We start from the raw sequence: 17,668 nt of genomic DNA on the forward strand, positions 1-17,668 counted from the left end.
GATGACTGGTATCTTTTGGTGGGTCGTGTTTCCCTATCTTACCTTGGCGGTGATGATCGTCGGCTTGCTCTATCGGTTTGCTTTTCGTCAGGTCAGCTGGACGGCGCCTTCTACGGAGATTTTTGAAAAAAGATGGCTCAGAATCGGTTCGACTGTGTTCCATTACGGGATTATTTTCGCGTTTGTTGGCCATATCATGGGTGTGTTGATCCCGCGCAGTGTTTATCATTTCTTCGGCATATCCGATGAGACCTATCATATATTTGCGATCGCGGGGGGCGGCTTTGCCGGTCTGATGGTCGTCATCGGTCTGGTTCTTCTGCTTATGCGCAAAATCCTTAACCGTCGGGTAAGGGCCCATGCGGGTTTTGGTGATTATTTTGCAGTGATTTTAGTTCTGATCATCGCAGCCATCGGTACCTATATGACCATCGTGTATAATACGACTGTGGTGGCCTATGAATACCGTACGACCATCGGGCCTTGGTTTCGCAGCCTGTTCACCTTTAATCCGCAATACGGGTTGATGCACATGGTTCCTTTCGTGTTTCAGCTTCACATCATCCTGGCGTTTCTTCTGTTCGCTTCCATTCCGTTTACCCATCTGGTCCATATGTTTTCTTTTCCCGCACGTTATCCGGCAAGATCTCCGCAGCAGTACCGTTCCAGAAACAGTTACCGGAAACGAGAGAGAACCTGATTTCTATTTCGATATGGACGAAAATTTCTGATGACAATAATAGCTGTTCATGAAGAGCATCTCTGCTTAACCAATGAGAAACTGATTGAAAAATATGCTTCAGCTTTTGGAAAACCAGCTTTATCCGTGCATTCTCTGAGACATTCATTTGCAACCCGTTATCACCTAGAGAACATTAATGTGCCCAGATTGAAAAACAACCTTTATTGATGGTGGGCGATCAAATTAAGATTGAAGCTCTTGGAGGACAGAACATAGGATGTAGAAAGTCGCCCTTAATGGCGGCTTTTTTCTATAGTAATGGATTCAGAATGATGGTTTGCGTCCAAGGAGAATTCTTTTATGGAATACATAGACAAAATTGTATAATAATATATAATTCCCCACTTGCAAGAGGTGATTTCAGTTTCATCATTGATCAAACGACCAAAGTGATGAACTTATAGGTGGGGAGGTTTATCAGTGCTTCTGAACTATTGCCATGACTATATTATGTTTTTTGATTGGTTAGTTGCAGAAAACTTTACTAAGGAATCTATGATTGATGAGGTAGGATTCAATGCTCAGCGCGTACTGATGGAGTACATGAAGATAGCTTTTGCAGACATTAATTGGGTAGAGACGATGGTAGATGATGAAGACGAAGGACTCACCGGAGACGAAACGGAGGCTTTAAGTATTCAATAAACCGATTCCTGAATATCGTAAGAACCCACATTGTTCTGCCAAGAGATGCTTAAATTCTTTCCTGACGATTGGCAGGCAAGCACTCTTATGGATTTAGCAAATAATCCTCGTGTTTCAGTCTGTTCAGGTCAGAGTGTAGGAAAACCGGGCTGGAAGCAGCAACGACCCTTTATTTTCTGCGGTGGATTTTTGTGTTAATGAAGGGGCAATTTTTTACCCTGCCATCGCATTAACTTACCATTGAGGATGACATGGATAGTGTTTTATTATCAAATAACAGCCCCCTTACAAAATTTAATATAAAACAAACATTTTGAATTGAGCAATTTTTTTCCTATGGCAAGGGTTGTATGTCCATCCAATCCTACGGGTGGTCAAAAGGGGCTTATTGAAGGGAGCGAGAAGTGGTGAAGTGGGGCAATAACCTTCTTCGGAGAAAGTAATAGGAGGGCAGTTGTTTTCGAACAAAAATTACCGGCCAATGTCGGTAACGAACATTTTTTTTAATTAAATTGGAACCGGTTTCATAATATTAGGAGGAGAGAAATATGGATTACAAGCAAGTTGCAGCTGACATCCTGGATGCCCTGGGAGGTAAGGAAAACATAACGGCAGCTGCTCATTGTGCGACGCGATTGCGGCTCGTTCTTGAAGATGAATCTTTGCTTGATCAAAAAGCGCTTGATCAAATGGACGTTGTTAAAGGGACTTTTTCTATAGCAGGGCAATATCAAATTATCCTTGGAGCCGGGATTGTAAATAACGTGTATGGCGAGTTCGCCAAACTTACGGGTCTCGGAGAAATGTCCACCGGCGATGTAAAGACGGCAGGAGCAGCTAAAATGAATCCGCTTCAACGACTTGTGAAAGCACTTTCCGACATTTTTGTTCCGATCATTCCGGCGATTGTTGCCGGGGGTCTATTAATGGGGATCAACAACGTTCTGACTGCCAGCAATCTGTTTGGTCCCAGGTCTCTGGTCGAGATGTACCCTGGTATTGCCGATTGGGCAAGCATTATTAATTTATTCGCCAACGCTCCATTTGTTTTCCTTCCCATCCTGATCGGCTTCTCGGCCACTCGCAAGTTTGGTGGAAATCCTTATTTGGGCGCGGCGCTGGCCATGATTATGGTTCATCCCGATCTGCTTAATGGTTACAGCTACGGCCAGGCACTTGTAGATGGGACAGTACCCACCTGGCAACTGTTCGGTTTCTCAATCGAAAAGGTTGGCTATCAGGGAACGGTTCTGCCAGTACTGGCCGTATCCTATATTTTATCGGTAATCGAGAAAAATTTGCGAAAGGTAATTCCATCTTATCTTGATAATCTGTTGACTCCCTTGCTGTCTGTCCTCGTTACCGGCCTCTTGACCTTTGCTGTTGTTGGACCGGTCCTTCGCGCCGCGGGCAACGGACTGACAGATGGTCTCTTCTGGCTCTATGATACGACGGGTTTCATTGGAGGAGGTATTTTCGGTTTTTTCTATTCTTCGATTGCCATAACGGGAATGCATCACAGTTTCCTCGCTGTGGATACCCAACTATTGTCGGACGTTGCTAAGACGGGCGGATCCTTCTTGCTTCCGATTGCCTCGATGGCGAATATCGCTCAGGGCGCGGCTACGCTGGCCGTCTTTCTCATCACACGCAACAGCAAGACGAAGAGTATCGCCTCAGCTGCCGGCATATCCGCGCTGCTCGGTATTACCGAACCTGCAATGTTCGGAATCAACCTGAAGCTTCGCTACCCGTTCATTGCTGCGATGATCGGTTCCGGCCTGGCTTCCGCCTATATTGCTTACGCACATGTGCTGTCCATTTCAATGGGACCGGCGGCGCTACCCGGTATTATCGCAATCCGTCCACAGTCCATCCCTGATTTCTGTATCGGCATGGGCATCAGCTTTCTGGTTACGTTTCTCATCACCCTGCTCTGGGGCAAGCGGAAAAATGCGTCAGCCTCAGGGGAGACTTCAAGCGAAGCAGCGGATCGACCGTAAGTTTAAGCATGCTTGGAACTATTTTGCAGTAAGGAGGTTGCTGTGGAGTGGACAAAAGAAGAGAGATACAGAAGATTAGAAGATACCAATACGGAGGAAATCTCCGGTCTGGCCGCCAGAGTGGCAAGGTGCCCCTGGCGCCAGGGGTATCATATCCAGCCTGAGACAGGGTTGCTGAACGACCCGAATGGATTTGCTTTTTTTCATGAAGAGTATCATTTGTTCTATCAATGTTTTCCTCTCGGTACTGTGCATGGTCTCAAATATTGGTATCATACCAGCTCTCGGGATCTCGTTCACTGGACGAACCGGGGAGTGGCGTTAAAACCGGACCGGGATTTTGACAGTCATGGAGTATACTCGGGCAGTGCAATCGAACACAATGGGCGATTGTACCTCAGGTACACCGGCAATACACATGATAAGAGTTGGGAGCGAGTGCCTTATCAGTGTATGGCTCAAATGGAGAGAGATGGACGTATACACAAGTTCTCCTCCCCGGTTATAAGCGGACCTCCGTCCGGGTATACCGATCATTGTCGCGACCCCAAAGTATGGAAACAGAAAGATTGCTTTTATGCCGTTTGGAGCGCAACGTTCCAATCTTACCGGCTGAGCCATGCTCTATCGCTCCATTGATCTTTACAAATGGGAAGAGGGTTTACTCTACGAGTTCAGACCGGTGACAAAATCAAGAAAGGACAGCTGCTGGAATTTGATATTTCCGAAATCGAGCAGGCGGGCTTTCCGGTGATCACACCAGTGTTGGTCCCGGACGACCAGGAAATGGTGAAATCGGTGGAGACGATGGAAGGCGCTGGGGTGGTAGACGGTGTCCCACTGCTTCGCGTTCACTTAAAATGATGGGTGTAGCTTGGATTTATCGGAGAACCGGCAAGCTGTTACAGCACATTTGCCAGTTGATTTTTGCTTCTCAAAATAATATAACCACGGCGAAGGGGCATAGCGAGCAGGGCCTGAAATCTCATGATTTCAGGCCCTGCTTTCTGTTGGACTTCTAATTTTTTTGCTTTAATACATTCATTGCTCGTCGATCTTACTAAACCTCCAGAACAGGCTGATAAAATCCCCTTTTATTCTTGGAAGTGTCAAACCGGCGTACATCAGCTCGTCACCTCCGTATATCTTTCCAGTTTCGTGATGGCGGTACAGGTAACGCGAATTCAATCCTTTGCATTTCAGAATAGGCACCCTTTCACCCGGCTGGCTCAGCACTCGGAAGAAAGCAAGTACTGCTTCGCTCTGGTCATCAGAAACAAAGGCCCAGGCCACCTCGTTGCCCTCGAACGGACTTAAAATGCGATAAAATTCTCCGAATTGGATAAGGGGGCGAATTGCTTTATATAGCGCAACTTGGGACTTGATCGCTATCTTTTCCTGCAGCGACATCTTGGTAAGATCGAGTTCGTAGCCAAGGTTTCCCGACATCGCGACATGTCCTCGGGTGTCAAGAGGAGTAACCCGGTTGACTTGATGATTCGGTACACCCGAAACATGAGCGCCCATAGACACAGCCGGATAGACCATACTGTTGCCGTACTGGATTTTTAGCCGACTGATCGCATCGGTATTGTCGCTTGTCCACGTTTGCGGCATGTAATAGAGCATGCCGGGATCATAGCGCCCTCCTCCGCTGGAACAGCTCTCGAACAGTACATCCGGAAAGACGGAAGTGAGCTCGTCCAATACCCTGTACAGACCGAGGATATACCGGTGTCCCGTTTCGCGCTGGCGCTCCGCCGGAAGCAGGGCAGAGCCGATCTCCGTCAAATGGCGGTTCATGTCCCATTTGACATAAGTAATCGGTGCGGAAGACAGAACATCGGACAGCGCTCCAACAATATAGTCGCATACATCCCGCCGCGACAGATCGAGAACAAGCTGATTCCGCCCCACCGTGTGGGGACGATCCGTCACATGAAGACACCAGTCGGGATGGCGCCGGTAGAGTTCGCTGTCCGGTGAGACCATCTCCGGTTCGAACCACAGACCGAACTGCATGCCCATTCCGGTTATCCGCCGGGCCAGATTGTCCAGCCCCTCCGGAAGCTTGCGACGGTCAACGGTCCAGTCGCCCAGGGAACTCAAATCATTGTCCCGCTTGCCGAACCAACCGTCGTCCAGGACAAAGAGCTCCATACCAAGTTCTTTCCCTTCGCGGGCGATCGCTTCGATCTTGTCGGCGTTAAAGTCAAAGTAGGTGGCCTCCCAGTTATTAATTAGAATCGGCCGTTCGGCGTCACGAAATTTGCCGCGACTGAGCCGCGTGCGGTAGAGCCTATTAAAGACGCGGGACATCCCGCCCAAGCCTTGTGCAGAGTATACCATGACGGTCTCGGGCGTTTGAAAGCTTTCTCCGGGAGCCAACTGCCAGGAGAAGCCAAACGGATTGATGCCGATCGACAACCGAGTCGTCCGGTACTGCTGAACCTCGGCCTGGGCTATGAAGTTTCCGCTGTAAACGAGATTGAGCGCGTATACCTCGCCATTGTCTTCATCAGCGCCAGGACGAAGCAGGGCCAGAAACGGATTCTGCTGGGGACTGCTGGCACCTCGCCGGCTTTCCGCATTCTGGATGCCGGGCATAAGGGGTCTCCGCGCAATATTTCGCTCATTGGTATGCGTACCGTAGAAGGTCAACATGTCATACTCGTCATCTCTGAAATCGATACTGGCGCTGAGCGCGCGAAGAAGGACCAGATTGTCGGAGCCGGTATGGTCGAAACGAACCGACCGAGCGATGGCGTCGTATTTGTTAAAGACAGTATAAATTAAGGTAGCACGCAGACCGGTCAGTGCATCTTCAAGCACAAGCTCCAGCGTATCCGCTTCGTCCTCCCTCTCGATGTAAGTGGCAGGAAGACCTGGAAGCTTTGGCTTGCCGGCGAATATCCGATGAGTCTGGTAACGGAAATCACAGATTTCAGATCCATTAGACTGGCCGACCTGATAGGCGGGTATGCCAAAATCGCCGTTCCCGTAACCCGGATACTCCTGCGGAAGGTTGTCCAAGGAGAACCTTCGGTCAGCAGGGTCAGGATTCGGCGAAAAGCCCCGATCGATAAAATCAAAAGGTACAGAATCCTGGTAGATGGCGATTCGTCGTCCCCAGTATAAATGCCCAAGGTAGCCGTCGCGAACAATCTGAATGCAGTAGCTGGAACCGGGGGTTTGCAGGTGAAATACCATGCGTTTCTCATCGTAATGAATGCCCATAAGTGAAATCGTGCTCCTTTTAGTGTTATAATTTAGTAAGCGTATGAAATAACTGATTATAGAAAATTCGTCTTCATCATTAGCGTAAAGGTGCAGAAGAACCGAAACAAGAGTAACTTTATAAATTGAGGAGGGTGAAATATTGCTGTGAATCATGGGGAGGGAAACGGGAAAGAGAAGCAGTCCTCGATATCTTTTCACTTTATAACACCTATGCCCTATATCTTGTTAAAAGGTGCTGGATATGAGCTGATTACTTCGCATGATTATATCTGGGATGGACGGAACCGTACCGGAGACCATTGTGTGCTTCAATATACATTGAATGGTCGCGGTGAGATTGAAACGGGGGGGAGGAGACATTCCCTCGAGCCGGGGGATGCTTTTCTGGCTGATGTTCCGGGCGACCATATCTACCGTCTCCCCTCTGATTCTCCCAGATGGGAAGTGCTTTACTTCGAACTGTCACACTTGGCGCTGCATCTCCTCCAGGAATGGCTGGACATAAGCGGCTACATTTTCCGGATTGAGCCGGGGACCGATTTGGAGCATCTCCTGTGGGTGACTTATCGGGAAGCTATTGAGAACAGCTACCGCGATATGTATCAGTGCTCACGGGCTGCTTATTCACTGGCCATGTCACTGGCGAGTCATCTTGTCACTCTTGCCAGCAGCGTCCCATTGCCTCCGATTGTAGAACGCTGTAAGACCTTCATTGACAGTAATCTGCATCGGAGCATTGGCCTTCAGGACATGGCGGAGGTCTCCGGATGTTCTAAATTTCATCTCACCCGTGAGTTTGAGCGCAAGCTTGGCCTCTCTCCCGGCCGCTATTTAACTCGTATGAGGTTGGAAAGAGCGGCTGCTCTTCTGCTGGAGCCCGCAAATCTGACATTGGAGCAGGTGGCGGAACAGTCCGGTTTCTCGAATGCGAATTATTTCGGCAAAGTGTTCCGAAAGTATACAGGAATGGCTCCAGGCGAATTCCGCATGGAGGGCGATTTGTATCAAATTCGGCGGTTGATCCGGAGTGATCAATGAAAATAGGGTCTTGAAGATAGTAACAGGTTGCCGAAAATTTCGGCAGCCTTGTTTTAAAGCGGCTTAAAAGAAAAAAGAAGGGTCACGCAAACACTACGTTAATGATTAGGGGGTCGATTGACTCAATAGTATCGATGACAAAAAGATCCCCGTCCCGCCGGAATGGAGTTGGTACTCCTCAGCGGTTCGATTGAATCAGGTGACACAAATTCATATGCGGAGTAGGTAATGAAAAAAGTCAGAAAAAAAGCGCTTCAAAGATTATTGAAACGTTTCCAACTTCGTGCTATTATAATTCCCATAAGAGATATGGGGGGGTTAAATGCCAAGTATTAGAGATGTAGCTAAGATAGCTGGTGTTGCTGTGGGAACGGTGTCCCGCGTTATTAATAACTCGGGCTCTGTAAAACCAGATACACGAAGGAAAGTGGAGAAAGCTATACAAGAACTGAATTATTTTCCTAATGAAGTCGCTCGAAATTTTAAAATGAGGAAATCCAAGATGGTAGCCTTGCTGCTTCCAAGTATCTGGCATCCTTTTTTTTCTGAACTGGCTTATTACATTGAGGATGAGTTGGATCGGGAAGGCTTTAAGCTCATGTTATGTAATAGCGGCGGCAAGCCAGAAAAGGAACTGTATTACCTGGATATGCTACGTCAAAACAAAGTGGCTGGTATTGTCGGCATTACTTACAATGATATAGAAAATAGCGTAAGCAATGACATTCCGATTCTAAGTATTGACAGACATTTCAACAAAAAAATCACTTGTGTGACCTCAGATAATTATGAGGGAGGCCGTCTAGCTTTGAGGGAACTTGTTAAGGCAGGGGCCCAAAAACCGGCCTTTATAGGAAGTGTAACTTCAATTTTTAGTGAAACCATGAATCGAAGAAAAGGTTTCATTGATGAGGCGAAAAAATTGGGTGTAGACCATGTTGTATACGAGAAACCAGATCCTATTGTGGACGACGAAGCCTATTTTGGCGAATTTCTATCTAAGCATCGGGATGTGGATGGCATTTTCGCTATTACCGATATGTTTGCCGCCAAATATATAGAAAGAGCAGGTAGGCAGGGTATTCGAGTTCCAGAAGATGTAAAGGTCATCGGTTATGACGGCATTCAGGATCATCGTTATTTTCATCCGATATTGTCTACAATTAGGCAGCCAGTGGAGGAGATGGCACGTCTGACAATCAGACTACTGTATCAAAAGATGGATGGTATAACTTTAGATCAGCAAGTGTATCGTCTCCCCGTTATCTTCAGGCAAGGCGAAACGACATGAGTTTTATTGTATAAATATTAGCTCATTCAGTTGGATCTCAGTCTGGATCTGCAAACTCGCCTTTTTTTTTATAATAAATTGGAAACGTTTCATTTGACAATCAGACTACTCTGTTAAAAGATCCAAGGAATAAGTTTGGATCAGCAAATGTATCGTCTCCTGCTATCTTAGGCAAGGTTGTTTTTGACTTTGGAAAAACTTTAGCTCATTCGGTGGATTTATGGTATGGATCACCGGCTGACGTTTTTCTTTTAATAAATTGGAAACGTTTCAAAAATGAAAATATTCTTTTACAAGAAAGGGAGTGTAATGGTGAATTCAAGAACTAGTGAGTGGGATCATTCTACGATCAAGCCAAATCGCAAAATATGGAACCAGATCAAACGTGACTATGAACTATATCTGTTTTTGCTGCCAATCATTATTATTTATCTCGTATTTAAGTACTATCCAATGTATGGAATACAAATTGCTTTTAAGGATTTTTCACCAAGTCGGGGAATCTGGGGAAGCGAGTGGGTAGGCTTTAAGCACTTTATTGATTTTTTCGATTCCTATAACTTCTGGACGATCATGACTAATACGCTTACACTCAGTGTTCTATCGCTTGTATTTAGCTTCCCAGCTCCGATTATTATAGCGATTATGCTCAATCAGATGCTGGCCAAGAGATACAAGAAAATTGTACAAACTGTAATTTATGCACCACACTTTATTTCGACCGTAGTGCTCGTCGGTATGCTTAATGTTTTTCTGTCTCCAAACAGCGGAATTGTGAATCACATCATCACTTGGTTTGGAGGGGACCCCATTATGTTCTTGGCCGACGAAGGGTGGTTCCGCCCTTTGTATATTTTATCAGGGGTTTGGCAAGAGACAGGTTTTGCTACCATCATTTACCTTGCTGCGCTGGCAGGGGTCAATCCAGAATTGCATGAAGCCGCGATCATGGATGGAGCAAGCAAATGGAAGCGCGTAATGCATGTGGATATTCCAAGCATTTTGCCGACGATCGTCATCTTATTGATTCTCGCACTCGGTAACATTATGGGTATCGGTTTTGAAAAGGCTTTCCTTATGCAGAACGATTTGAATTATGCCACCTCCAATATTATTCCGACCTATGTTTATGAAATCGGGATTCAAAAAGCACAATACAGCTTTTCTACAGCAGTTGGCCTGTTTAATTCAGTTGTAAATATTATCCTGATAGTCACCGTCAACCGGATCGCAAAAAAATTGACAGAAACCAGCCTGTGGTAAGGGGGAGTTCATTTTGAATCAATTATTAAAGAGAAAAAGCAAGGGAGACATGTGGTTTGACATCGTCAACTACGTCATGCTGACCATAGTTATGTTGCTTGTATTATTCCCGCTGTATTTTGTATTGATTGCTTCACTCAGTGACCCCAATCTCATCTACTCAGGTGAAGTATGGTTCTTTCCAAAGGGTTTTACGCTGGATGGATACGGGCGAATATTCAGCGATTCATCTATATGGATTGGATATGCCAATTCGATCTTATATGCGAGTCTAGGAACATTAATCGGAGTTGCCGTGACCGTATGTGCAGCTTACCCGTTAGCTCGTAAAGGACTGGCAGGAAAGTCGGTAATAATGTGGTTTTTACTGATTTCCATGTTTTTTAGTGGGGGGTTGATCCCGACCTATTTGCTGATTAAAGATCTTCACATGCTGAATACGATCTGGGCACTTGTTATTCCTGGAGCGGGAGGTGTGTTCAATGTCATTATCGTAAGGACTTTTTTTCAGTCGACCATCCCGGATGAAATGTGGGAGGCCGCTTCCATTGATGGTTGTTCCAATACCAGATTTTTTTGGAGCATCGTATTACCTTTGTCTAAGTCCGTTATAGCCGTAATGGTACTGTATCATGTTGTCGGGTTCTGGAATGGTTTCTTTGACGCTTTGATTTACTTGAACGATGAAAGCAAGTATCCATTACAACTGGTCCTTCGCAACATTCTTGTCCAGAATCAGGCCAACTCGAGCATGATGATAGACGTGGAATCCTATGCAGCGAAGATGCGCGTTACAGAGCTTATCAAATATGGTGTCATCATGGTATCCAGCCTACCGTTGCTGATTTTGTATCCTTTCCTGCAAAAATACTTTGTTAAAGGCGTGATGATCGGCTCGATCAAAGGCTAACATTGTCATGGTGCCTGAAAGGGGGGAATGTGCAACAGAATACCTAAATTCAGCATTCAGACAAGTAAATAACAAGGACAAGGGAAGTTCTCAGCTTGTGGACTGACATAAGGAGGTTATGTACGATGAAATTATTCAAAAGGGCTGGAATTCTAATGCTGGCTGGAGTGTTTGCTCTTAGCGGATGTTCGGGAGGCGGAGGCGAGTCAAAAAATCAGACGGTGAATCCAGATCAGGATGCAAATTTTAATAAAACCGGTCTTCCGATTGTTAAAGAAGCGGTGACATTAAAGATGGTATCCCCAAAAGCTGCTTTAGCGCCAGATTACTCGAAAATGGAAATATTTAAGCGGCTGGAAAAACAAACAAACGTAAAAATTGATTGGGAAAACATTCCAGACACTGACTTTGCAGAGAAGAAAAATTTGTTGTTGGCCAGCGGAGATTTGCCAGATGCCTTTTACGGAGCTGGATTCACAGATTACGATCTAATCAATTACGGTAAAGACGGAACCATTATTCCGCTGGAGAATTTAATTGATAAATATGCGCCTAATTTGAAGATGCTTCTCGATCGACGGCCTGATATTAAACTAGCCATCACAGCGCCAGACGGTCACATCTATGGGCTGCCGTCGTGGGAAGAGAATAAGCTCGATACCAACCCCTTCTTTCACGTCATCAATAAAAATTGGCTCGATAAACTGGGCTTAAAATTACCTCAAACGCTGGACGAATACACGCAGGCTTTGATTGCCTTTAAAACGAAGGATCCGAACGGCAATGGCAAGGCTGATGAAATCCCATTAAGCTTTATGCACATGCAGTGGTGTAGTGACATTGCTGGCATATTCGGAGCTTTCGGTCTTCCGGATAATTTGGAACATCGGATCGTCCGCGAAGGTAAAGTGATCTTTACCGCTACGCAACCTCAATATAAGGAAGCATTAAAATATATTCATGATAACTGGTATAAGCAGGGGCTGATTGACCCTGAATCGTTCACCCAGGATGCCGCTCAGTATTTAGCAAAAGGCAAAACACCAGATGAAACGCTCGGCTCCTACGTTTGGTGGGAAGTCGAAGAAGTTGTCGGACCGGAGCGTAGTAAGGATTATGCTCTGCTGCCCCCGCTTAAAGGCCCAAATGGAGATCAGATGATTGGTCGCAACAACGGCGGCGGTCCGGGACGAGGTAGCTTCGTGATTACAAAGGAGAACCGTTATCCGGCAATGACGATGCGTTGGATCGATCAACAGTATGACCCTTACATGGCGGCTCAAATTCACTGGGGTCCGTTGGATGTCGTATTCAAGACGGACGAAAAAGGAAAATTGGTGAACCTGCCGCTTCCCAAGGGAGTCTCCGCAGGTGAATTCCGTCAAAAAGTGGCTCCAGGCACAGGAAATCCGGGCGTCATTACTTTCGATGACTTCGGAAAAGTTGTTGATATGGAACCCCGAGCTCAGAAGCGTGCTGAGTATTTGGAGAAATATTACACTCCATATATGAAAAAGGAAAACTATGCGAGCATCTTCTTTGAACCGGATGAACTAGATAAAATCAATCGGATTGAGCCAGAACTTATTAAATATGTAAATACCCAAAGAGGCAAGTTCATCGTCGATGGCGAGGTAGATGAAAAGTGGGACAGCTATGTGAAGACACTCGAGAAGATGGGGCTGAACGAATTAATGGAGATCTATCAAAAAGGGTTGGATCGATATAATGCAAATTTAAAAAATAAATAATCAAACGATAGGTGGGGAGAAAACTGTGCTTGATGTAATAACCATTGGGGAAGTATTGATAGACTTTACGCCATCAGGTCGTACCACGGGAGGCAACGAGCAGTTTGAATGCAATCCTGGAGGGGCTCCGGCTAACGTAGCAGCTGCTCTATCCCGTTTAGGAGCTAGAGCGACATTGATTAGCAAAGTTGGGGATGATCAATTCGGTTCCTTGCTGCACGATACCTTGATGAACGGCGGCATCGACGTGTCTGCGCTTACGTTTACAGATGAAGCCAATACAACGCTGGCATTTGTTCATCTGGATGACAACGGAGACCGATCGTTCAGCTTCTACCGGAAACCAGGAGCGGATACATACTTGCGCACGCAGGATGTCCCGTTCGATAGGATTGAAAACTGCCATGCACTGCACTTTGGTTCTTTGTCGATGACCCATGAGCCGGCCCGTACGGCAACAAGAGCGGCAGTTGTGAAGGCTAAAGAGGCAGGAGTCCTGCTTTCATTCGATCCGAATATCCGGTTTGCTTTATGGGAGAGTAAAGAGGAAGCGAAACAGAATATCCTTTGGGGCATGAAGTATGCAGATATCCTGAAAATATCGGAAGATGAGCTCCACTTTATAATGGGTACAACTGATGTGGAAAAAGGCTCGCTAGAGCTGCAACAGCAATTCGGCATCGCCGGGATCTTCGTAACTTTAGCGGAAAAAGGCTGCTATTACCGATTAGCTGATCATGACGGATATGTGCCGGGTTTTCAAGTAGAGGCCACTGATACGACAGGAGCCGGCGACGCTTTTCTGGGCTGCTTGTTATATAAGATACTGAAAGCCGGTGTTTATTTGAATCAGCTGACCAAACAGCAAATCATCGGTATGCTAACTTTTGCTAATGCCGGCGGTGCATTAGTAACCACACGGAAAGGGGCTCTTCAATCTATGCCGACGACAGATGAAATTACCCAGATAATCGAGACAAATAAACAGCACGATGATGATAGATTTAGGCCGGGTTTTCATTTTTCACCTCACTCCCATTGGTTGAATGATCCCAACGGATTAGTCTATTACGAGGGAGTCTATCATCTGTTTTATCAGCACCATCCTTATAGTAACCAATGGGGACCAATGCACTGGGGTCATGCTGTAAGCCAAGACCTGGTTCATTGGGAGCATATGCCTATCGCTCTGTTCCCGGATGAGCATGGCGCTATTTTCTCCGGTTGCTGTGTGGTTGACTGGAATAATAGCAGCGGACTGTTCGATGGTTCCCATGGATTGATCGCACTCTTCACTCATGCAGACAGCTGTCCGGAGACCGAACAACCTCGCCAGCGGCAAAGCCTGGCTTACAGCAGCGATAAAGGCCGAACTTGGCACAAATATGAGGAGAACCCAATACTCGACGAGCATGATCTGGTCGACTTCCGGGACCCCAAGGTGTTCTGGCATTCGCCAAGTGCATCCTGGATTATGGCTCTTGTCGCGGGAGACCACGTTCGGTTTTATCGTTCCGACAATTTGCGTGAATGGTCGTTGTCAGGCGAATTCGGAAAGAGTGAAGGCTCGCATGACGGAGTTTGGGAATGCCCTGATCTCTTTGAATTGCCGGTTGATGACAGCGGACATTCCAAATGGGTACTTATCATAAGCATCGGAGATAATCCCAACTGTCCAGAAGGCTCACGCACGCAATACTTTATCGGAGAGTTCGACGGAAATACGTTCATCAATGACCATCCGGCCGATCATATCCTGTGGCTGGATTATGGCCGGGACAATTATGCGGGGGTCACCTGGTCGGATATAGCTGAGCAGGACGGACGACGTGTGATCATCGGATGGATGAGCAACTGGAAATATGCTAACCAAACGCCTACCGGGGCCTGGAGAGGCACAATGACTCTGCCTCGCGTCTTGTCATTGACCAGTCGAGACGAAGGCGTAGTTCTGACCCAAATGCCTGTTCGGGAAATAGAGCAGCTGCGGAAAGGAACGCTCTGCTGGAATGAGGTTAAGGTTACGCCAGAGGTGCCGTTTACGCAAAAAACGAATGATGTTCTGCTTGAAATTGAAGCGGATATCGACATTCGTTCCGAAGACGAGGTTCATATTAAAATGAAGTCCTCTGGGCAAAGTGAGACTATTATCGGTTATGACCCTGTGCGCCAATGGCTATTCATCGACCGCTCGAAATCGGGCCTGAGTGATTTCCACCCGTCGTTTGCGTGCAAGCACGGTGCTAGAATGGTTTCGGAGAATGGGAAGATCAAGCTGCATATCTGGCTGGATCGCAACGCGGTTGAAGTGTACGCGAATGAGGGCTTGGTTGCACTGACGGATCAAATATTCCCTGATGCTCCGATGGATCGTATTGAGATAAGTGCGAAATCAGGGGAAGTTGTAGTGAACTCGTTTTATATGCATGCTCTTAACTCCATTCATATTCCTAATGGTCCAACGGAGCAGACATCCAGGAGGGTTGAAGTATGAGCCATGCAACCGATAATCGGGGATTGATTATGTATTGGGCCTTCAATGAAGGAACCGGTACAAGCGCTCTGGAGAGCGTATCCCAAGTCCAGGATAATATCCAGTACGTGTTTAACCAAGCGGAGTTTACTCAACCTTGCCCTCCACGGTGGAGACAGGGGGTAATTGGAAATGGGCTTCTGTTCGATGGTTATTCGACTTACATTGCGCATTCGTTCGATGAGGGAAATCAGAACACCGAGCCAGAGTATCGATCAGCGTTAAGCATAGGAGTATGGGTAGCCCCACGCTCCTATGAATGGGGGGATGATGGCAAATTGTCCGCCATCGTGAACCGCTACAACCTGGATCGCAAGCAGGGTTATCTGCTCGGCATGTTCCGTCACGGTTCCTGGTCCTTCCAAGTCGGGCTGGAAGGAGGAGACTGGAAGGAACTTTGGTCGCCGGACGGCCATGAACTGCCCAAGAATGAATGGTCATACGTGAATGCTGTGTTCGATGGGAACCAAGGGGAAATCAAGCTGTATTTAAACGGCAGTGAAATCGCTTCAGCTGCCGTGCCTCGTGGTTCCCGCCTGGCTGAGGCGGCGGACACGGATCTTCTTATCGGCAAGAATAACCATAGCAGCCTGCTGGCGGAAGTGTTCAGCCTGCACATGTTTAGCGGTATCATTGATGAACTCAAGATTTATAATCGGGCGCTGAGCGCGGAAGAAGTGGCCGCTTCTTATCGGCATGTGCTGGATACCTTTCATGAAGGCATCCGGCCACAATTAAACTATGACGAGATCAAGCTGGACCGAACGCCACTGCTACTTGATCGGCACAGACCGCAATATCATGTTAGCCCGCCGGCCCATTGGATGAACGAACCTCATGCACCGATCTATTTTGACGGGCAATATCATTTGTTCTATCAGCATAACCCGCAGGGGCCGTTCTTTCATCAGATCCATTGGGGACATTGGGTAAGTCAGGATTTGGTGCATTGGCGTGATCTACCCGTGGCCCTGGCGCCCGAAAAGGATCAGCTCGCACCGGACGGGATCTGGTCGGGAAGCGCAACCTATGATGCTGACGGACTTCCTGTCTTGTTCTTTACGGCAGGTAATGACAGCGCTTCTCCGAATCAGAGCGTAGCGCTTGCCCGAAGCACTTATACCCTTGACGGAAACCCGGATCTGGTTCAGTGGGTCAAACATCCAGAGCCGTTGATCGTGCAGAAGAAGGGAATGGGCGCATTTGGGGATTTCCGAGATCCATTCGTATGGAAGGACGATGACGGCTGGTATGCTCTGGTCGGGTCCGGAATTGAAGGTGGAGCAGCACTGGCATTTGCGTCACAGGATATGCTGAATTGGACGTATAAAGGGCCGTTTTTTAAAGCGGATATTCAGAAGTTTCCTTACCTTGGACCCATCTGGGAGCTCCCTGTGCTTCTTCCCCTTGGCAGTGACAAGCAGGGAGTGAACAAACATCTGCTGCTTGTCAGCCCTGTGGGGAAGGGAGCGGATGTCGAGGTGTTCTATTGGATCGGACAACTTGACAAGCAAAATCTTTCGTTCATCCCCGATCAAGAAGAGCCTCAATTGATTGATGTCGGGGATTTCCATTTTACCGGACCGAGCGGAATGGTTGATCCGAAGACCGGCAGAAATATCGTCTTTACGATAGCCCAAGGCGACCGGACCTCCGAGATGGAATATAAGTCGGGTTGGGCTCATAACGGAGGCTTGCCGTTAAGCGTGTATTTGAGGGATGACGGACGTCTGGGAATAGAGCCGATTCAGGAGCTTCAATCGCTGCGTGGCCCTAAGCGGCTATCGCTTCGAGACCAGTCATTGGCTGAAACTAATGTGCAGCTTAGGAATGTTCATGGTGACATGCTTGAGATTCAATTGGAATTGGAGCCCGGCAGCGCCAAAAAATTCGGAATCAAGGTCCGTTGTACGCCGGACGGAGAGGAAGAAACTCTGCTGTATTATGATTGGAATCAAGCGTTGCTCATGGTCGACCGCTCGAAAACGACCCTGCATCCTGGAGAAAAGTGCGGAGGGATTCAAGGCGGTAAGTTGGAGCTGCTTGGGGAGAATCTGAAGCTTCACATTTATTTGGACCGCTCCATGGTCGAAGCTTATGCAAGCGGATTGAAAAGCCTGACAACCCGGGTATATCCGAGCCGTATGGATGCTTTGGGACTCGAGATTTGGGGAGATGGAGAACCGTTTGTTAAATCCTTGGATATATGGGATATGCAGTCCGTTTGGTAAGACGGTTGTTTAGGCGCTCCT

The 17,668-nt window shown here is 47.2% G+C and carries 13 protein-coding genes and 1 pseudogene; 13 read left to right on the forward strand and 1 reads right to left on the reverse strand.

Annotation, left to right across the window (positions count from 1 at the left end):
* Position 1 precedes the first annotated feature (1 nt).
* The 6 genes and pseudogenes from narI to MHH57_RS12315 all read left to right on the forward strand — a co-directional run bounded on the left by narI (position 2) and on the right by MHH57_RS12315 (position 4,254).
* The gene (narI, locus tag MHH57_RS12290) at positions 2 to 700 is read left to right on the forward strand and encodes a respiratory nitrate reductase subunit gamma (RefSeq protein ID WP_029515288.1); all 699 of its coding nucleotides are present in this window, start codon (positions 2 to 4) and stop codon (positions 698 to 700) included.
* A 75-nt stretch (positions 701 to 775) separates the two neighbouring features.
* Positions 776 to 904: pseudogene (locus MHH57_RS12295) on the forward strand (tyrosine recombinase XerS); the annotation flags it as partial.
* A 258-nt stretch (positions 905 to 1,162) separates the two neighbouring features.
* The gene (locus tag MHH57_RS12300) at positions 1,163 to 1,387 is read left to right on the forward strand and encodes a hypothetical protein (protein WP_029515287.1); all 225 of its coding nucleotides are present in this window, start codon (positions 1,163 to 1,165) and stop codon (positions 1,385 to 1,387) included.
* Positions 1,388 to 1,935: 548 nt separating this feature from the next.
* Positions 1,936 to 3,390 carry a sucrose-specific PTS transporter subunit IIBC gene (locus MHH57_RS12305; protein ID WP_342435134.1) on the forward strand — a complete coding sequence of 485 codons (1,455 nt, stop codon included), beginning with the start codon at positions 1,936 to 1,938 and terminating at the stop codon, positions 3,388 to 3,390.
* Positions 3,391 to 3,432: 42 nt separating this feature from the next.
* Entirely contained in the window at positions 3,433 to 4,029 is a 597-nt protein-coding gene (locus MHH57_RS12310; protein WP_318628299.1) for a hypothetical protein, read from the forward strand.
* 9 nt (positions 4,030 to 4,038) lie between these two features.
* A complete protein-coding gene (locus tag MHH57_RS12315; RefSeq protein WP_342435135.1) occupies positions 4,039 to 4,254 on the forward strand; it encodes a PTS glucose transporter subunit IIA in 216 nt (71 codons plus the stop codon).
* 177 nt (positions 4,255 to 4,431) lie between these two features.
* Here the strand turns inward: MHH57_RS12315 and MHH57_RS12320 are convergent, their stop codons facing one another.
* Positions 4,432 to 6,627, reverse strand: coding sequence for an alpha-galactosidase (locus MHH57_RS12320; RefSeq protein ID WP_340885445.1), 2,196 nt, complete (start codon positions 6,625 to 6,627; stop codon positions 4,432 to 4,434).
* 213 nt (positions 6,628 to 6,840) lie between these two features.
* On the opposite strand from MHH57_RS12320, the gene MHH57_RS12325 reads away from it, so the two are divergent.
* The 7 genes from MHH57_RS12325 to MHH57_RS12355 all read left to right on the forward strand — a co-directional run bounded on the left by MHH57_RS12325 (position 6,841) and on the right by MHH57_RS12355 (position 17,647).
* Positions 6,841 to 7,668 carry an AraC family transcriptional regulator gene (locus MHH57_RS12325; RefSeq protein ID WP_342435136.1) on the forward strand — a complete coding sequence of 276 codons (828 nt, stop codon included), beginning with the start codon at positions 6,841 to 6,843 and terminating at the stop codon, positions 7,666 to 7,668.
* 322 nt (positions 7,669 to 7,990) lie between these two features.
* A complete protein-coding gene (locus MHH57_RS12330) occupies positions 7,991 to 8,959 on the forward strand; it encodes a LacI family DNA-binding transcriptional regulator (RefSeq protein ID WP_029515279.1) in 969 nt (322 codons plus the stop codon).
* Positions 8,960 to 9,268: 309 nt separating this feature from the next.
* A complete protein-coding gene (locus MHH57_RS12335; protein ID WP_340932231.1) occupies positions 9,269 to 10,222 on the forward strand; it encodes an ABC transporter permease subunit in 954 nt (317 codons plus the stop codon).
* A 13-nt stretch (positions 10,223 to 10,235) separates the two neighbouring features.
* The gene (locus MHH57_RS12340; RefSeq protein ID WP_029515275.1) at positions 10,236 to 11,132 is read left to right on the forward strand and encodes a carbohydrate ABC transporter permease; all 897 of its coding nucleotides are present in this window, start codon (positions 10,236 to 10,238) and stop codon (positions 11,130 to 11,132) included.
* Between the two features lie 125 nt (positions 11,133 to 11,257).
* Positions 11,258 to 12,883 (forward strand): ABC transporter substrate-binding protein, encoded by a 1,626-nt coding sequence (locus MHH57_RS12345; RefSeq protein ID WP_342435137.1) that lies wholly within the window; start codon positions 11,258 to 11,260, stop codon positions 12,881 to 12,883.
* A gap of 25 nt (positions 12,884 to 12,908) precedes the next feature.
* Positions 12,909 to 15,377 (forward strand): PfkB family carbohydrate kinase, encoded by a 2,469-nt coding sequence (locus tag MHH57_RS12350; RefSeq protein ID WP_029515272.1) that lies wholly within the window; start codon positions 12,909 to 12,911, stop codon positions 15,375 to 15,377.
* A complete protein-coding gene (locus tag MHH57_RS12355; RefSeq protein ID WP_241113510.1) occupies positions 15,374 to 17,647 on the forward strand; it encodes a GH32 C-terminal domain-containing protein in 2,274 nt (757 codons plus the stop codon). The genes MHH57_RS12350 and MHH57_RS12355 overlap by 4 nt, the downstream gene beginning before the upstream one ends.
* Positions 17,648 to 17,668: the final 21 nt, after the last annotated feature.

The organism is Paenibacillus sp. FSL H7-0442 (assembly GCF_038593105.1).
GTDB classification, from domain to species: domain Bacteria; phylum Bacillota; class Bacilli; order Paenibacillales; family Paenibacillaceae; genus Paenibacillus; species Paenibacillus polymyxa_D.

Bases quoted from the DNA above. Each gene is read 5' to 3' on its own strand.
- narI (WP_029515288.1), top strand. From the start codon at position 2: ATGACTGGTATCTTTTGGTGGGTCGTGTTTCCCTATCTTACCTTGGCG.
- MHH57_RS12305 (WP_342435134.1), top strand. From the start codon at position 1,936: ATGGATTACAAGCAAGTTGCAGCTGACATCCTGGATGCCCTGGGAGGT.
- MHH57_RS12315 (WP_342435135.1), top strand. From the start codon at position 4,039: ATGGGAAGAGGGTTTACTCTACGAGTTCAGACCGGTGACAAAATCAAG.
- MHH57_RS12320 (WP_340885445.1), bottom strand. From the start codon at position 6,627: ATGGGCATTCATTACGATGAGAAACGCATGGTATTTCACCTGCAAACC.
- MHH57_RS12325 (WP_342435136.1), top strand. From the start codon at position 6,841: ATGCCCTATATCTTGTTAAAAGGTGCTGGATATGAGCTGATTACTTCG.
- MHH57_RS12330 (WP_029515279.1), top strand. From the start codon at position 7,991: ATGCCAAGTATTAGAGATGTAGCTAAGATAGCTGGTGTTGCTGTGGGA.
- MHH57_RS12335 (WP_340932231.1), top strand. From the start codon at position 9,269: ATGGTGAATTCAAGAACTAGTGAGTGGGATCATTCTACGATCAAGCCA.
- MHH57_RS12345 (WP_342435137.1), top strand. From the start codon at position 11,258: ATGAAATTATTCAAAAGGGCTGGAATTCTAATGCTGGCTGGAGTGTTT.
- MHH57_RS12355 (WP_241113510.1), top strand. From the start codon at position 15,374: ATGAGCCATGCAACCGATAATCGGGGATTGATTATGTATTGGGCCTTC.